Origin of the sequence: Corynebacterium sp., from assembly GCF_022712195.1 — a bacterium.
Lineage (GTDB): Bacteria > Actinomycetota > Actinomycetes > Mycobacteriales > Mycobacteriaceae > Corynebacterium.
In genome coordinates, this window is sequence record NZ_JALAGY010000061.1 from 31412 (window position 1) to 46265 (window position 14854).

The 14854-nt window shown below is 71.0% G+C and carries 14 protein-coding genes; 13 read left to right on the forward strand and 1 reads right to left on the reverse strand.

Features of this window, described 5'->3' with window-relative positions; translation table 11 throughout:
* Nucleotides 1–2: 2 nt before the first annotated feature.
* From proC to hemL, 12 genes are all read left to right on the forward strand, one after another.
* Complete coding sequence (proC, locus tag Q0A34_RS07715) at nucleotides 3–833, forward strand: pyrroline-5-carboxylate reductase (protein WP_291479418.1); 831 nt, start codon at nucleotides 3–5, stop codon at nucleotides 831–833.
* 242 nt (nucleotides 834–1075) lie between these two features.
* Complete coding sequence (locus Q0A34_RS07720; RefSeq protein ID WP_038546114.1) at nucleotides 1076–1276, forward strand: helix-turn-helix domain-containing protein; 201 nt, start codon at nucleotides 1076–1078, stop codon at nucleotides 1274–1276.
* Nucleotides 1277–1580: 304 nt separating this feature from the next.
* Nucleotides 1581–1682 carry an AURKAIP1/COX24 domain-containing protein gene (locus Q0A34_RS07725; protein ID WP_003855542.1) on the forward strand — a complete coding sequence of 34 codons (102 nt, stop codon included), beginning with the start codon at nucleotides 1581–1583 and terminating at the stop codon, nucleotides 1680–1682.
* A 182-nt stretch (nucleotides 1683–1864) separates the two neighbouring features.
* Nucleotides 1865–2113 carry a glutaredoxin family protein gene (locus Q0A34_RS07730; RefSeq protein WP_291479455.1) on the forward strand — a complete coding sequence of 83 codons (249 nt, stop codon included), beginning with the start codon at nucleotides 1865–1867 and terminating at the stop codon, nucleotides 2111–2113.
* Nucleotides 2114–2308: 195 nt separating this feature from the next.
* On the forward strand, nucleotides 2309–3793 hold the full coding sequence (locus tag Q0A34_RS07735; protein WP_291479419.1) for a glutamyl-tRNA reductase: 1485 nt from the start codon (nucleotides 2309–2311) through the stop codon (nucleotides 3791–3793).
* On the forward strand, nucleotides 3790–4779 hold the full coding sequence (gene hemC / locus Q0A34_RS07740) for a hydroxymethylbilane synthase (RefSeq protein ID WP_291479420.1): 990 nt from the start codon (nucleotides 3790–3792) through the stop codon (nucleotides 4777–4779). Before Q0A34_RS07735 ends, hemC begins: the two co-directional genes overlap by 4 nt.
* Before the next feature lie 87 nt (nucleotides 4780–4866).
* A complete protein-coding gene (locus tag Q0A34_RS07745; protein ID WP_291479421.1) occupies nucleotides 4867–6720 on the forward strand; it encodes a uroporphyrinogen-III synthase in 1854 nt (617 codons plus the stop codon).
* A 28-nt stretch (nucleotides 6721–6748) separates the two neighbouring features.
* Nucleotides 6749–7753 (forward strand): porphobilinogen synthase, encoded by a 1005-nt coding sequence (gene hemB, locus Q0A34_RS07750; RefSeq protein ID WP_291479422.1) that lies wholly within the window; start codon nucleotides 6749–6751, stop codon nucleotides 7751–7753.
* 28 nt (nucleotides 7754–7781) lie between these two features.
* The gene (locus tag Q0A34_RS07755; RefSeq protein WP_291479423.1) at nucleotides 7782–8504 is read left to right on the forward strand and encodes a hypothetical protein; all 723 of its coding nucleotides are present in this window, start codon (nucleotides 7782–7784) and stop codon (nucleotides 8502–8504) included.
* Between the two features lie 12 nt (nucleotides 8505–8516).
* Entirely contained in the window at nucleotides 8517–9008 is a 492-nt protein-coding gene (locus Q0A34_RS07760; protein ID WP_291479424.1) for a hypothetical protein, read from the forward strand.
* Between the two features lie 34 nt (nucleotides 9009–9042).
* A complete protein-coding gene (locus Q0A34_RS07765; RefSeq protein ID WP_291479425.1) occupies nucleotides 9043–11718 on the forward strand; it encodes an HAD family hydrolase in 2676 nt (891 codons plus the stop codon).
* 60 nt (nucleotides 11719–11778) lie between these two features.
* Nucleotides 11779–13077 (forward strand): glutamate-1-semialdehyde 2,1-aminomutase, encoded by a 1299-nt coding sequence (gene hemL, locus Q0A34_RS07770; RefSeq protein WP_291479426.1) that lies wholly within the window; start codon nucleotides 11779–11781, stop codon nucleotides 13075–13077.
* Nucleotides 13078–13088: 11 nt separating this feature from the next.
* On the opposite strand, the gene Q0A34_RS07775 is transcribed toward hemL, so the two are convergent.
* A complete protein-coding gene (locus tag Q0A34_RS07775; RefSeq protein WP_291479427.1) occupies nucleotides 13089–14141 on the reverse strand; it encodes an iron-siderophore ABC transporter substrate-binding protein in 1053 nt (350 codons plus the stop codon).
* Nucleotides 14142–14247: 106 nt separating this feature from the next.
* Here Q0A34_RS07775 and Q0A34_RS07780 point away from each other — a divergent pair, with 106 nt between their 5' ends.
* A complete protein-coding gene (locus Q0A34_RS07780; protein WP_291479428.1) occupies nucleotides 14248–14853 on the forward strand; it encodes a histidine phosphatase family protein in 606 nt (201 codons plus the stop codon).
* Nucleotide 14854 lies beyond the last annotated feature (1 nt).

Genomic DNA, 14854 nt, shown 5'->3' on the forward strand with positions numbered 1-14854 from the left:
GCATGACTCGTATTGCATTTATCGGCGGAGGAAATATCGGTGAGGCCCTGATCTCGGGCCTCGTGAACGGGGAGGGTTCGGCCGACAAGCCGGACGTCGTCGTGTTCGACCCGAGCGCCAAGCGTCTGGATTTCCTCCGGGAGAAGTACGGCATCACCGGGGCGGATGACGCCTCCACGGCCGCGTCGGAGGCGGACTTCGTCGTCATCGCCGTGAAGCCTCACATCGTGGTTCCCGTCCTGGAGGAGATCTCCTCCACCCTGGACAACAACGACGCCGAGACCGTCGTCGTCTCCGTCGCCGCCGGTGTCAGCCTGGCGACGATGGAGTCGGCCCTGGCCGCCGGTGTGCCGGCCGTCCGGGTCATGCCGAACACCCCGATGCTCGTCGGTAAGGGCATGAGCGCCGTCGCCGGTGGACGGTTCACCTCGGATGAGCAGGTCGAGGCCGTGAAGGAGCTCTTCGCCACCGTCGGCCAGTCCGTCGCCGTGGCGGAGAAGGACATCGACGCGGTCACCGCGGTGTCGGGCTCCGGTCCGGCCTACATCTTCCTCGTCGCCGAGGCGATGACCGACGCAGGTGTCCAGCTCGGGCTGACCCGTCCGGTCGCGCAGCAGCTCGCTGTCGCGACGGTCGAGGGTGCGGCCACGATGATGGCGCAGGGGGAGACGAACCCGGTGGACCTGCGGGCGAACGTCACGAGCCCCGGTGGCACGACCGCCGCGGCGACCCGTGGTCTCGAGGAGAACGGGATCCGTACCGCGTTCTTCCGCGCCATGCAGGCGTGCGTCGACCGTTCCGTGGAACTGGGTCGTCCCGCCGGCGACAACTGACCGTCCGGCACCGGCTTCCCCCGTCCGGGGGTGGAGGAGTGACCGACCCGTCCCCTGTGTCCCTCGAGTCACAACCGTGTCACCAGTGTCTCCCGCCTCCCGGAGTGTCAGCCGTCATCTTTTGTCATTCGCGTCGCATTATTCTCAGGAATAACGCTAGGATGGGTCCAGCGCCCGACGTGTCGAAGTTCTGCAGGAGGGGAAGCCTGCAGCGCGTGCGTGCGTCGTAAGGATTGGAAATTATGGCTAACAATGACAGTGGAACGTTCCTCACGGTCGCCGAGGTCGCCGAGCTCATGCGGGTGTCCAAGATGACCGTGTACCGCCTGGTTCACTCCGGTGAACTGCCGGCGGTGCGTGTCGGACGTTCATTCCGTGTGCACGAGCAGGCGGTTGAGGAGTACCTGGGCGCCTCGATCTACGAGGCGGGCCAGACCGGCTAGTACGGCCGTGTCCCGCACGGGACGGCTCACGGGGTCGATCGCAGGCCCCGGACCCCTCCGCCCCACCGGTGGTGAACCGGTGGGGCGGAGGGGTTTCTGCTGTGGTGCACCACGGGGCGTTTACGGTGGGGTCTTTTGCCGTGGCAACGGTGCGCCGGTTAAACTGATCTGCATTCGTGTCGGATCGGTCCCGATCGGTGTGGTTCCCCTGCCGTTTGCCGTCCGCCCGCGGTGCCGCCGGTGCCGTGCGGGAACCGACCAGCAGCATGATCCTTAACCGAAGACCAACCACGAGGGAGGACCCATGGGTTCTGTCATCAAGAAGCGTCGTAAGCGCATGTCGAAGAAGAAGCACCGCAAGATGCTTCGCCGTACCCGCGTGCAGCGGCGGAAGCTCGGCAAATAAGCCGGTGCCCCACGAGGCGCGGTCCTGTCCCGGAATCCCGGGGCCGGGCCGCGCCTTGCTGTGTGCCGGGGCAGTCGCGGTCACTAGACTCGGGTGGCATGGACAGCGTCACCGACAGCGTTACCGACAACATCACCGACGGCGGCTCCCCGTCCGCCGGACACCGGCCCACGGTCACGCTCATGGTGCGTGAGGGCTGCGGGTCCTGTGTGCGGGTGCACGGCCAGATCGCCCCGGTCTGTGCGCAGGCCGGGGCGACGCTGCAGGTGGTGGACGTGGACTCGTCACGGGCGACGGCGGTGGAGTTCGGCGACCGGGTGCCGGTGGTCCTGGTCGACGACGAGGAGATCGCCTGCTGGGAGATCGACGACGAAGAGCTGGTGGAGGCTCTGTCGGAGGCGCGTCGGGAGGGGCACGTCCCGGGCAGGTGAACGGACTTGTGGCTGCGGGGGCTTAACCGGGGGTCGGTCACAGCGCTCTCCGCTGCTTTTGTTATTGGGGGCGGTGAGGGGATACCGTAGGAGGCTGGTACCGCATGACGGCGTCGACCACCGGTCTCCGGTGGGCGGGAGGCGCCGCGGCGGAAAAAGTGACCACTGACGATTTTCGCGGGAGGCTGTGCAGCCATGGCAGGACTCGGGATCACCGGACCGGCAGCCGTCCTCCTGGTCGGCCTGTCCTTCCGGTCGGCACCGGTGCCGGTTCTCGAGAAGGCCTCGGTCTCGCCGGCGGAGCTGAACCGTCTGGAGCGCGACCTCGTCGGGGGTGACTGTGTCACTGAGGCGCTGATCCTCTCCACCTGCAACCGCATGGAGTTCTACGTCGCCACCTCGGCGTTCCACCCGGCGCTCGACCATGTGGTGGAGACGATCGCCGCGCACGCGCGGATGGACGCCGTCGAACTCGAGCCGTACCTCTACGTCCGGTACGCCGACGCCGCGGCCGAGCACATGCTCACCGTCGCCGCCGGCCTCGACTCGATGGTGGTGGGTGAGCAGCAGGTCATCGGCCAGTTGCGGGCCGCCTACACCTCCGCCTCGGAGAACGGCGTGGTGGGAACGACGCTGCACGACCTCACCCAGCGTGCGCTGCACACCGGCAAGCGCGTCCACACGGAGACGAGTGTGGACGAGGCCGGCTCGTCGATGGTCAGCTTCGCCCTCGACCACGCCCTGGCCGAGCTCGAGGTGCAGGACATGGCGGGACGTGACGCGGTGGTCATCGGCGCCGGGGCCATGGCCTCGCTGGCCTCGACCTACCTGGGGCGTTCCGGGGTCCGTCACGTGACCGTGGTGAACCGGACGGTGGCCCGCGCGGAGAACCTCGCCGCCCACGCCAGGGAGGCGGGGGTGGACGCGGCCGCGGTGGGTCTGGACGGCCTGCGCGAGGTGCTGCGGGGTGCGGACCTGGTGGTCTCTGCCACCGGTGCCGTCGGTACGGTGCTCGGGCCGGACGATCTCGTCGCCGCCCAGTCGGAGCGGCCCCGGCGCATGGTCCTGGTGGATCTCTCGATGCCCCGCGACATCGACGACGCCGTCGTCGATGTCGCCTCCGACGGCGCATCCGACGTCCGACTGCTCAACATCGAGGAGCTCACCGCCCTCGCCGGTGACGGTGCCCGTGACGAGTCCGCCGCCCGCGGTATCGTCGCCGCCGAACTGTCGGAGTACCTGGAGCAGGTGCGTGTGCAGTCGGTGGTTCCCACGGTCAAGGCGCTGCGTCGCCGTGCCGCCGACGTGGTCGACGACGAGCTCGGCCAGCTGGTCCGCCGGACCCCGGGGATGGGCGAGGACGACCGCGCCGAAGTGGCGCGGACGGTGCGCCGGGTGGTGGACAAGCTCCTCCACGCGCCCACGGTCCAGGTCAAGAAGCTCAGCTCCCAGGACGGGACGGTCAACTACGCCGAGGCACTGGCCGCCCTCTTCAACCTTCCGGCCGGCAGCACCTCGGTGGTGTCGCAGGCCATCGAGCCCGGGGACGCGGGCAAGGCACGCATCGGCAACGTGCTGCAGCAGGGCACCGTCGGCACCGGCAGTGCCAGCGGTGCAGGCGCCTCGGAGGCGGCCGGCGTGACGGCCCCCGTCGCCGAGGGCGAGGAGGAGGCGTCGTGACCAGTGACTCCGCTGAGCCGCGGAACCTCCTCGTCGGTACCCGGGCCAGCAACCTCGCCCGCACCCAGGCCGGCACCGTCCGCGACGCGCTGACGGACGTGCTGCGCGGTATGTTCGCTGATGCGGCCGGTGCCGCCGAGCTGCACTTCGTCCACACCCCCGGTGACGCCTCCCAGAAGGCGCAGACCCCGGTGAACCGTATCGGCGTCGGCGTATTCACGGAGACCCTGCGCAACGCCCTGGCCGCCGGTGAGTGCGACGTCGCCGTCCACTCCTTCAAGGACCTGCCCACCGCGCCGGACCCGCGGTTCGTCAGCGTGGTCCCAGCCCGCGTCGACCCCCGCGAGGTGCTCGTGAGCACCGGCGGCACGGCGCTGCGCGACCTGCCGGAGGGGGCGAGGATCGGCACCGGCGCCCCGCGGCGGGTCTCGCAGATCCGCGCGTTGCGTCCGGACCTGGAGGTCTGCCCGCTGCGCGGGAACATCGACACCCGTATGGGCCGTGTCCGCGACGGCGACCTCGACGCCGTCATCCTGGCCCGGGCCGGTCTGGAGCGGGTCGGCGTGCTCGACCGCGCGTCCGAGACCGTCTCCGTCGACGACATCCTCCCCGCGCCCGCACAGGGTGCACTGTGCGTGGAGGTCCGCGCCGACGACGAGGAGGCCGTCGCCGCGGTCCTCGGCCTGGACGACCCGGTGTCGCATGCCACCGCCGTCGCCGAGCGCGCCGTCCTGGCCGAACTGCAGGCCGGCTGCACCGCACCCGTCGGCGCATGGTCCACCTACGTGGACGGCACCCTGACCTTACGTGGCGGTGTGTTCGCCCTGGACGGGTCGAGACAGCTGGTCCGTGAACGCTCCGTCGACCTTGAGATACCCGGTGGGCCGTGGCTGCACACCGCCGCAGATCTCGGCCACGCCGTCGGACGTGACCTCATCGCCGGCGGTGCCGCCGGGATCATCACCGACATCGTCGGTGCGCGTTGACCTGGTATTGACCGGTCTGCCGCACCGTCCCCCGCGGCCCAGCCACGCCCACCAGCACTGCCTGACCTACCTGAGAAAGTCGCCTCGATGACCACTGCCGGAATTGCCCAGACGGGTCCCTCGAACAGCCCACTGACCGGCCGCGGCCGCGTCCTGTTCGTCGGCGCCGGCCCCGGAAACCCGGAGCTGCTGACGGTCCGTGCCCGCGAGATCCTCGAAAACACCGCCCACGTCTGGGTCGACCCCGCCGTCACCGAGTCCGTCCGGGCCATCATCGCCGGTGCGCTGCCGGTCCCCGAGGACAAGCGCATCGCCGCGGAGAAGGAGTGGGAGGCCGAGCTCGAGGCCGCGAAGGCCGCCGGCGCCCGTCGCCGTCCCCGCCGGCCGGCAGAGGTCACCGCCGCCGAGATCGTCCTCGCCGCCCCCCACACCACCGAAGCCGTCGCCGCACACGCCGCCGCCGAGGAGGCCGCCCGTGAGGCGGAGGCCGGCGGGTACGCCAGCTACCCGGACACCCCGGACCCCGACGAGATCCGCCCGGTGGAGGCACAGGCCGTCGCCCAGGCGATGGTGGACCACGTCCGCCACGGCCACAGCGTGGTCCGCCTCGTCGCCGGCAACCCGGTGAGCAATCCGGCGGTGCTCATGGAACTGCAGGAGGTCGCCGCCCTCGGTGTGGAGTTCGAGGTCGTCCCCGGGATGACCGGCGCCTCGGCCCTGCCCGCCTACACCGGTATCGCCACCGGAGACGGGTACACCACCGTGGACCTGCGTTCCGACGCCACCACCGAGATCGACTGGGACGGCATCGCCGCAGCCCCGAAGCCGCTGATCCTCACCGCGGGCCCGTCGGACCTGCCGCTGATCACCGCGGAACTGAAGCGTCGCGACGTCGCGGGCAGTACCCCGGCCACGGTCACGTCGCACGCCACGACCCGGCGCCAGCGCTCCTACGACGTCACCCTCGACACGCTGAAGTCCGTCGTCGCGGCCTCCGGGCCGTTGGCGAAGGAGGGCGAGATGCCCCAGGAACTGGTGGTCACCGTGGGCGCCCAGGCCAGCCGCCGCAGCAAGTACTCCTGGTGGGAGAACCGCTCCCTGTACGGGTGGACGGTGCTCGTGCCCCGGGCGAAAGACCAGGCCGGGCCGATGAGCGCCCGCCTCGCCTCGCACGGTGCCATCCCGATCGAGGTCCCCACCATCTCCGTGGAGCCGCCGCGCAGCCCCGCCCAGATGGAACGGGCGATCAAGGGACTGGTCGACGGCCGGTACCACTGGATCGTCTTCACCTCCGTCAACGCGGTGAAGGCCGTGTGGGAGAAGCTCGCCGAGTTCGGGCTCGACGCCCGCGCCCTGGCGGGTGTGCGTGTCGCGGCCGTGGGCGCGAAGACGGCCCAGGCCGTCCGTGACCTCGGGATCACCCCGGAGCTGCTGCCGAAGGCCAACGCCCGCAACGCCTCCGGACTGGTGGACGTCTTCCCCGCGTACGACGAGGACCTCGACCCGGTCGACCGGGTGCTGCTCCCGCGCGCCGACATCGCCACGGACACCCTGGTGGACGGGCTGGTCGAGCTCGGCTGGTCGGTGGAGGACGTCGTGGCCTACCGCACGGTGCGTGCCGCGCCCCCGAGCCAGGAGGTCCGCGACATGATCAAGTCCGGCGGCTTCGACGCCGTGTGCTTCACCTCCTCCTCGACGGTGAAGAACCTCGTGGGCATCGCCGGTAAGCCGCACACCCGCACGATCATCGCCTGCATCGGCCCGATGGCCGCGCAGACGGCCCGCGAGCACGGCCTGCGTGTGGACGTGATGCCGGAGGTCGCCGGTGTGCCGGAGCTGGTGGACGCCCTGGCCCACCACGTCGCTGAACTGCGCGCGGCCGGCCAGCTCCCCCCGCCGCGCAAGCGTCGCCGCCGGCGCCGCCCTGCCGCCGGCCAGTAGGCGCGGCACGCGGCGTACCATCAGCACCATGACTGATGACGTACACCCCGTCCGCCGACCCCGCCGACTCCGCACCACCCCGGCGATGCGGAACTTCGTCGCCGAGACCCACCTGGTCGCCGACCAGCTGGTGCTCCCGATGTTCATCGCCGACGGCCTGGACTCCCCACGGGACATCTCCGCGATGCCCGGCGTGCAGCAGCACACGGAGGACTCCCTGCTGCGCACCGCCGAGGCCGCCCTCGCCGCAGGTGTGGGGTCGGTCGACCTTTTCGGCGTGCCCACCCCGGACTCCAAGGACGCCACCGGCTCCCAGGCCTGGGCAGAGGACGGCATCCTCAACCGGGGCCTGGCGGCCCTGCGCCGGGAGTTCGGTGACGACCTGATCGTCATGGCCGACACCTGCCTCGACGAGTTCACCGACCACGGCCACTGCGGGGTGCTCACCGAGGACCGGTTCGGCACCACCGTGATCGACAACGACGCCACCCTGCCGCTCTACGCGCGGATGGCCGTGGCACAGGCGGAGGCAGGCGCCCATGTCGTCAGCCCCTCGGGGATGATGGACGGACAGATCGCCGTGATCCGGCGTGCGCTGGACGAGGCCGGCTTCCAGGACGTGTCGGTGCTGGCCTACTCGGCGAAGTACGCCGGCGCATTCTACGGGCCCTTCCGCGAGGCTGTGGGATCGTCCCTGCAGGGCGACCGCAAGACCTACCAGCAGGACCCCCGCAACGCCCGCGAGTCGCTCATGGAGGTCGAGCTCGACATCGCCGAGGGTGCGGACATGGTGATGGTCAAGCCCGCCATGCCGCACCTCGACATCCTGCGCCAGGTCGCGGACTTCTCCACCGTGCCCGTCGCCGCCTACCAGGTGTCGGGGGAGTACTCCATGATCACCGCGGCGGCGCAGAACGGGTGGATCGACCATGAGGCCGCGATCATGGACTCGCTGACCGGGATCCGTCGCGCCGGCGCCGACATCATCCTGACCTACTGGGCCACGGAAGCGGCCCACCTCCTGCGCGGCTGACGACCGGTTGACTAAGCTGGTCGACGATATGACACAGCAGACTCCACCGACACCACCCAAGGTCGGCCGTCCCGACGGACTGGCACCCTCCTCCGAGGGTGCGCCCGAGGATGTCCGCGACGGCGTCCGCGCCTGGTACATCGTCGGGGCCGTCCAGGCGTTGACCGCCGTCCTGCAGCTGGTGATGAACCTGCAGGACCCGCGTGCGTTGACCGGTCAGGTGCGCGAGCAGATGAACTCCGTCTCCCTGCCGGACGGTGTCACCGTGGAGACGCTGGTCACCGGGACGGCGATCCTGAACCTGCTGGTCATGCTGGCGGCGGTGGCGCTGTGCATGTACCTCAACCACCGGGTGTCGCGGGGAGGGGTCCGCAGCCGGCTGTTCCTGTGCGTCGGGTCGGTGTACCTGGCGTTGATGGCGCTGCTGCAGGTCTTCTCCAGCCCGCCGGACACCGGTGCCACCCCGCTGGTGCTGCTCGTCGGTGCCGGCACCATCGTCTCCGGTGTGGTGGCCGCCGTGGGGGTCTGGCTGGTCACCCGCCCGGACAACGCCGACTGGTTCGGCCTGCCCGACAAGTCCGAGGTCGAGGCCTACGCGGAGAAGCTGGCCCGGCGGAACGAGGAACTGGACAGGGAACGCGCGGAGAAGAAGAAGCGGAAACGCCGGGCTCGCGAGGACAGGGACAGTGGGAACGACAGGGACCGCAGGGACGCCGGTGGCACCGGGGAGCCGAAGAACAGGGGGCGGTGAACCGTGCCTTCCATGTTCCCGGTCTCCCACAACTCCGACCCCGGAGACCGCAACCGTGCGATCCGCTACTGGCGGCCGGGGGAGGGGATCCCGGGCTCGGTGAAGACCGCCGTGGTCCTCTTCCTCCTCGCCGCCGTCGGCCTGCTGGTCAGCGGTGCGATGATGTGGACCGCCGAGCGGCCCGTCGTCGACGACCCCGCGCGGATGGCCTACTTCGAGACCCTGTCCACGAACATGCGGTGGGTCGGTTCCGTGCAGATCCTCACCGCGGTGCTGACGGCGCTGCTGGTCCCCGGGCTGCTGCGCGGTGACGGGCGTCGGCGGCGCCGGCTGATGACCACCGTGGCCGTGGCGGCGGGGTTCACCCTCGTCGGCTGGGTGTTCAACGTCGGGGGACTGGAACAGCCGCTGATCGCCCTGGCCGTCGCACTCGGCGCCCTGGCGATGTACCGCCCGGCGGTGCGGACGTTCTTCGGCGACACCCCCTCGGACCTGGAAGGCTGACCCCGTGGACACGGCACCCCGCACCACCGATACCGTGAGCACCGCCATCGCGGAGGCGCGCCGCGCCGCACGGGCGGCCGGCCTCGTCGACGACGACGCCGGGGAACAGGGTGAGGCGGGTGAGCTGGGGGAGGAGACCCTCTCCCGGCGGGGACGTGGCGGGGCGCGCCTGACCTCGTTCACCTTCCACCTCGGCGGACTGGAGTCCGCGGTGCAGGCGGGCCGGGTGGAGGAGGCGCTGAACGCGCTGCCGGGTGTGCAGGCGCGGGTGGTGTACTCCACCTCGATGGCCTGGGTGACGGCGCCGGAGTCGCTGCAGCCGGACGTCCTGCGCACCGTGATCGCCGACGCCGGGGCGGACTCCTGGCTGACCCTGGCCTCGCTGCGTCGCCGGTCGGAACGGCTGTCGGCGCCGTCGCGGTTGAGGCGTCCTGCGCGGAGGCGCCCGTCGCGGGTGTCGCGTGGGGCCCGTGACGGCACGGGCCGCGGGACCGGTGGACCGGACGGGGCCCGGGGTCAGTCCGGTGTGGAGGTGCTCTACACCGCACGGGCGCTGATCACCGTCGGACGGCTGCTCGTCGCGTTGGCGTTGGGGGTGCCGGTCGTGGTGCTCCAGCTGGTGCCGGCCTGGCAGTTCACCTCATGGCAGTGGGTGTGCCTGGCGCTGTCGGTCCCCGTGGTCTTCTGGTGCGCCTGGCCCTTCCACCGTGCGATGCTCGGGGGCCTGCGGCGCCGGATGCCCGCCCTGGACGCGGCGTCGTCGGTGGCGATCCTGCTGGCGTTCACCTACTCCGCGGTCGTCATGGTCACCGGTGAACCCGGGGACCCGGGCTGGCGTTCGGAGAACATCCTCACCGCCTGGGGTTACCAGGAGGAGGCGCTGTTCCTCGACGTCGCGTGCGGGTGCACGATCCTGCTGCTTCTCGGCCGGTTGGCGTCCCGCCGGACCCGGCTGCGTTCCCTGCTGGCGCTGAACATGCTGCCCGGCGGGCAGGACGTCCCGGTCACCGTGGTGCGCAAGGACCGTCGGGGTAAACCGGTCAAGACGCTCATCGCGCCGACGGAGCTGCGCGTCGGCGACGACGTGCTGGTGCCCACCGGGGCGGTCGTCCCCTGCGACGGTGAGGTGGTCGGTGGACGGTCCGTCCTGCAGTCCGGCCCGTTCACCACACGCCGGGGAGGGACGGGGGAGACGCCGGTCGAGGTCGGTGACGAGGTGTTCGCCGGCTCGCGCAACACCGGCGAGTCCACCGGGGACACCATCAAGGTCCGGGTGAACCGCACCGGGTCACAGACCCGCATCGCCGGGGTCCGCCGGTGGATCGCCTCGGCGGAGCGTGAGGAGAACCGGCTCGAGCAGCTCGCCACCCGCACCGCCTCGGTCCTGGTGCCCTGGGCGATGGTGGTCGCCTCACTGGCGGCCGTCGGCTGGCTGACGATCGGTGACGGCCTGTCCGCCGCTGTGGCCACCGCACTGACCGTGCTCGTCACCGTCGCGCCGGTGGCACTGGCAGTGTCGACGACGCTGGCACTGCGCTTCGGCCTGGCCCGCGCGGCCGCCGACGGCATCCTCATCCGCGACACCGGCACCGTCCACCGGCTCGCGGCGATCGACAGCATCATCTTCAACCGCGCGGGAACGCTGACCACCGGACGGATGAACGTGGTCGGCATCACCGCGGCCTCCGGGGAGAACAGTGAACTGGTGCTGCGTGTCGCCGGTGCGCTCAGCCTGGAGAGCGGGCACGCGGTGTCGCGGGCGATCGTGCGCGCCGACCGGGAGTCCCGCGACACCGGCGCCGGCGGCAGCGACGTGCCGCACTGGCTCGACGTCGGGCCGGTGGAGGTCGACGACCAGGGCGCCTTCAGCGCGACGGTGGACCTGCCGGCGGAGGACGGCGAGACGCGTCCCGTGCGCGCCCGGCTGTGGCGTCCCCGCGACCTCTCCGAACTCACCGACCCGGCACTCGCCAACGCGGCGCTGGGCGGCGGCGCACCACTGGTGGTCAGCTGGAAGGGCCGGGCCCGTGGGGTGATCAACCTCGCCGACACGGTGAAACCGGACACCGAGGGCGCGGTGCAGTGGCTCGAGGAGGCGGGCGTGGAAACCTACATGCTCTCCCGGGACACCTACCCCGTCGCCCGCCGGATGGCCGACTCGGTGGGGATCTCCACCGTGCTCGCCGGGATCGTCCCCTCGCAGAAGGCCCGGGCGGTGCGTAACGTGCACGCCCACGGGTCCACCGTCGCCCTGGTCGGGGACCGGGACATCCTGGACTGCCTGGCCGTGGCGGACGTCGGAATCCTCATGGGGTCCGGCGACCGCCTGGAGACCATCGACAGTGACGCCAGCGACGTGGTCGTCATCCGTGACGACATCGCCGCCGTCCCCGAGGCGGTGAACCTGGTCCGCCGGGTGCGTGCGGTCGTCGACTGGAACCTGTGGCTGGCCTGGGGCTACAACCTCGTCGCCCTGGTCCTCGCGGTCGCCGGCGTGCTCAACCCGCTGCTGGGCACGGCGCTGATGCTGGGCTCCTCGCTGCTGATCGAGTGGCGCTCGGCGAAGATCACCCACCGGGACTTCAGCGTCGACGCCAACCTGGTGCGCCGCGGCGACACCCGGGACGGGCACGGTGACCTGGGCAGGACCCGTCGGGGACGCCTGCTGGCCTGGGCAGGGGAGAACCTGAGCCCCTGGCAGTTCCGCTGAGGCCCCCGGTCATTATGCTGGGGCACGGCAGCAAGACAGGCGACCTCTAAGGAGTGGCACATGAGTGGACGGACGAACAGCTCGGCGGCGATGGACCGGGCCAGGGGGGTCACGCCCGGCGGCGTGAACTCCCCGGTGCGTGCGTTCGGGTCGGTCGGCGGCACCGCCCCGTTCATCGCTTCAGCGGAGGGGTCGCGGCTCACCGACATCGACGGCAACGACTACGTGGACCTGATCTGCTCCTGGGGCCCGATGCTCCACGGCAACGCCCACCCCGCCGTGGTCGAGGCCGTCCGTGAGGCCGCCGGACGTGGCCTGTCCTTCGGCGCGCCCACCCTCGCCGAGACCGAACTGGCGCAGGAGATCATCGACCGCACCAGCGTGGAGCGGGTTCGTCTGGTCAACTCCGGTACGGAGGCGACGATGTCAGCGGTGCGGCTGGCCCGCGGCTTCACCGGACGGGACAAGATCCTGAAGTTCAACGGGTGCTACCACGGGCACGTGGATTCCCTGCTGGTGGCGGCCGGGTCGGGTGTGGCGACGCTGGGCCTGCCGGACTCGCCCGGCATCACCGCCTCCGCAGCGGCGGAGACGATCGTGGTCGACTACAACGACCTGGACGCCGTCCGGGCCGCCTTCGAGCGCAACCCCGGCCAGATCGCCGCGGTCATCGCGGAGGCCAGTGCCGGCAACATGGGGACGGTGCACCCGCGGGACGGCTTCAACGCCGCCCTGAAGGAGATCGCCCACGCCGACGGTGCGCTGCTGATCCTCGACGAGGTGATGACCGGGTTCCGCACGTCCCGGTCCGGATGGTTCGGGGTGGACGGTGTCGCAGGCGACATCACGACCTTCGGCAAGGTCGTCTCCGGCGGCATGCCGGCCGCCGCCTTCGGCGGGCGTGCCGACATCATGGGCATGCTGGCGCCGGAGGGGCCGGTGTACCAGGCGGGCACGCTGTCGGGGAACCCCGTGGCGACCGCGTCCGGCCTGGCGTCACTGCGGCTGGCGGACGACTCGACCTACACGACGCTGCAGGCCAACGCGGACCGGCTGTCCGGGCTGGTCAGCGAGGCCCTGTCGCGCGAGGGCGTGGCACACCACATGCAGCGTGCCACGACCATGCTGTCGGTCCGCTTCGCCGAGGGGGAGGGGCGGAACTTCGCCGACATGCAGGCGGCGGACACCTTCCGTTACGCCCCCTTCTTCCACGCCCTGCTGGACAACGGGGTCTTCGCCCCGCCGAGCGTCTTCGAGACCTGGTTCGTGTCCACCGCACTGACCGACGCGGACTTCGAGCGCGTCGAGGCCGCCCTGGTGCCGGCGGCGAAGGCCGCCGCGGCGGCTGAACCCCGGTAGGCCCCGACCGGTCAGGCGAGCGCGTCGCGGATCATCGGGATGTAGCGTTCCAGGGCCCAGGGCACGGTGAGGGGGTTGATCATCGAGGACCCGGTCACGAAGGACGGGTCGGTCGGGGCGACCTCGGCGCCGTCCCGGATCGCGGTGATGCCGCCGTAGACCGGGTTGGCGTGCATCTCGCGCCGGTTCGTCTCGTCGGAGTAGAAGGTGAAGATCAGGTCGACACCGTCGAGCCGGTCGGCGTCCTCGAGACTGAACCGGGCGGAGTCGGTGCCCACGACCTCGTCGTCCTTCATCTCCTCGACCACCGGCGCGACGGGGAAGCCCAGGTTGGCGACCATCGCGGCACGCTGCTCCGTCGGGAGGAAGACACCCATGTTCTCGGCGGGGCCCTGGTTGTAGATGAACGCGAAGTCGTGGTCGGCGAAGTCGGGGTTGTCGGCGCGGGCGGCGGCGAAGTCGTCGTCGATGCCGTCGATGAGTTCCGCGGCACGGTCCGGTTTCCCGAGCGCCGTGGCGACGGTGGTGATCTGGTCCTTCCAGTCGATGGTCCAGGGGTGTTCGGGGTAGGCGACGGTGGGGGCGACCGCGCTGATCTGGTCGTACTGGTCCTGCGTCAGGCCGGACCACGGGGCGAGGACGAGGTCGGGCTCCAGGGCGGCGATCTCCTCGGCGTTGACCTCCTCACCGCCGGTGATGAGCTCAGGCATCTCGTCGCCGCGTTCCTCGACCGCCTCGCGGATCCAGGGCAGCTGGCCGGTGTCGTCGGCGCCCCAGTCGTAGCGTTCGGTGGCCACCGGTGTCACGCCCAGGGCGATGGCCGTCTCCGCGGAGCCCTGCCCCAGCGTGACGACGCGTCGTGGTTCGGAGGTGATCTCGGCCTCGCCGAGGGCGTGGGTGACGGTGACCGGTTCGAAGCCCCCGTCACCGCCGCCACCGCTGTTGCCGTCCGTGCCGTCCCCGCCGGGGCCGGAGGAGCAGGCGACGAGCAGGAGGGTGGTCAGCAGGGATGCGGCGACGGCGGCCACGGGACGCGCCGTGGGGCGCCGGACGGTGAGATTCATGAGGGTAGGCTAGCATACATTCCAGGGGTGACCGTCGTTCACTCCGGTGTGCGCGGGAGTGTCGTCACTTATGAGCTGAGCACCATCCCAGGTAGTGTCAGGCACCATGACAACGATCGTCCACCTCGTCCGCCACGGGGAGGTCCACAACCCCGACCGCATCCTCTACGGTCGCCTGCCCGGCTGGCACCTCAGCGTCCGTGGCCGTCAGATGGCCGCGGCGGTCGCCGCCGACCTGTCCGATCACAACGTCACCTACGTCGTCTCCTCCCCGTTGGAGCGTGCCCGGGAGACCGTGGCACCGCTGGCGGAGAAACTCGGCGTCGAGCCGGGGGTGGACGGGGACCTGCTGGAGGCCGGCAACGACCTGGAGGGCCTGCACATCAAGGGCCTCCGGTCGGCACTGTGGAACCCGAGGCGGTGGCCCATGCTGACCGACCCCACCGCCCCGAGCTGGGGCGAGCCCTACTCGGAGATCCTCGACCGCATGTGGCGTGCCGTCGACCGCGCCCGCCGCGGCGCCGAGGGCGGCGAGGCGGTGTGCGTCACCCACCAGCTGCCCATCGTCTGTGTCCAGCGGGACGTCCAGGGGCTGCCGCTGCGGCACAACCCGGCGGCCCGCCGGTGCGAACTCGCCTCGGTCACGTCGCTGGTCTTCGAGGGCGACGACCTGGTCGACATGGTCTACTCGGAGCCTGCACAGGAGATCTGAT

Excerpts from the sequence above, each read along its gene's own strand:
- proC (WP_291479418.1), top strand. The coding sequence starts at position 3 with ATGACTCGTATTGCATTTATCGGCGGAGGAAATATCGGTGAGGCCCTG.
- Q0A34_RS07720 (WP_038546114.1), top strand. The coding sequence starts at position 1,076 with ATGGCTAACAATGACAGTGGAACGTTCCTCACGGTCGCCGAGGTCGCC.
- Q0A34_RS07725 (WP_003855542.1), top strand. The coding sequence starts at position 1,581 with ATGGGTTCTGTCATCAAGAAGCGTCGTAAGCGCATGTCGAAGAAGAAG.
- Q0A34_RS07730 (WP_291479455.1), top strand. The coding sequence starts at position 1,865 with ATGGTGCGTGAGGGCTGCGGGTCCTGTGTGCGGGTGCACGGCCAGATC.
- Q0A34_RS07735 (WP_291479419.1), top strand. The coding sequence starts at position 2,309 with ATGGCAGGACTCGGGATCACCGGACCGGCAGCCGTCCTCCTGGTCGGC.
- Q0A34_RS07745 (WP_291479421.1), top strand. The coding sequence starts at position 4,867 with ATGACCACTGCCGGAATTGCCCAGACGGGTCCCTCGAACAGCCCACTG.
- hemB (WP_291479422.1), top strand. The coding sequence starts at position 6,749 with ATGACTGATGACGTACACCCCGTCCGCCGACCCCGCCGACTCCGCACC.
- Q0A34_RS07755 (WP_291479423.1), top strand. The coding sequence starts at position 7,782 with ATGACACAGCAGACTCCACCGACACCACCCAAGGTCGGCCGTCCCGAC.
- Q0A34_RS07760 (WP_291479424.1), top strand. The coding sequence starts at position 8,517 with ATGTTCCCGGTCTCCCACAACTCCGACCCCGGAGACCGCAACCGTGCG.
- hemL (WP_291479426.1), top strand. The coding sequence starts at position 11,779 with ATGAGTGGACGGACGAACAGCTCGGCGGCGATGGACCGGGCCAGGGGG.
- Q0A34_RS07775 (WP_291479427.1), bottom strand. The coding sequence starts at position 14,141 with ATGAATCTCACCGTCCGGCGCCCCACGGCGCGTCCCGTGGCCGCCGTC.
- Q0A34_RS07780 (WP_291479428.1), top strand. The coding sequence starts at position 14,248 with ATGACAACGATCGTCCACCTCGTCCGCCACGGGGAGGTCCACAACCCC.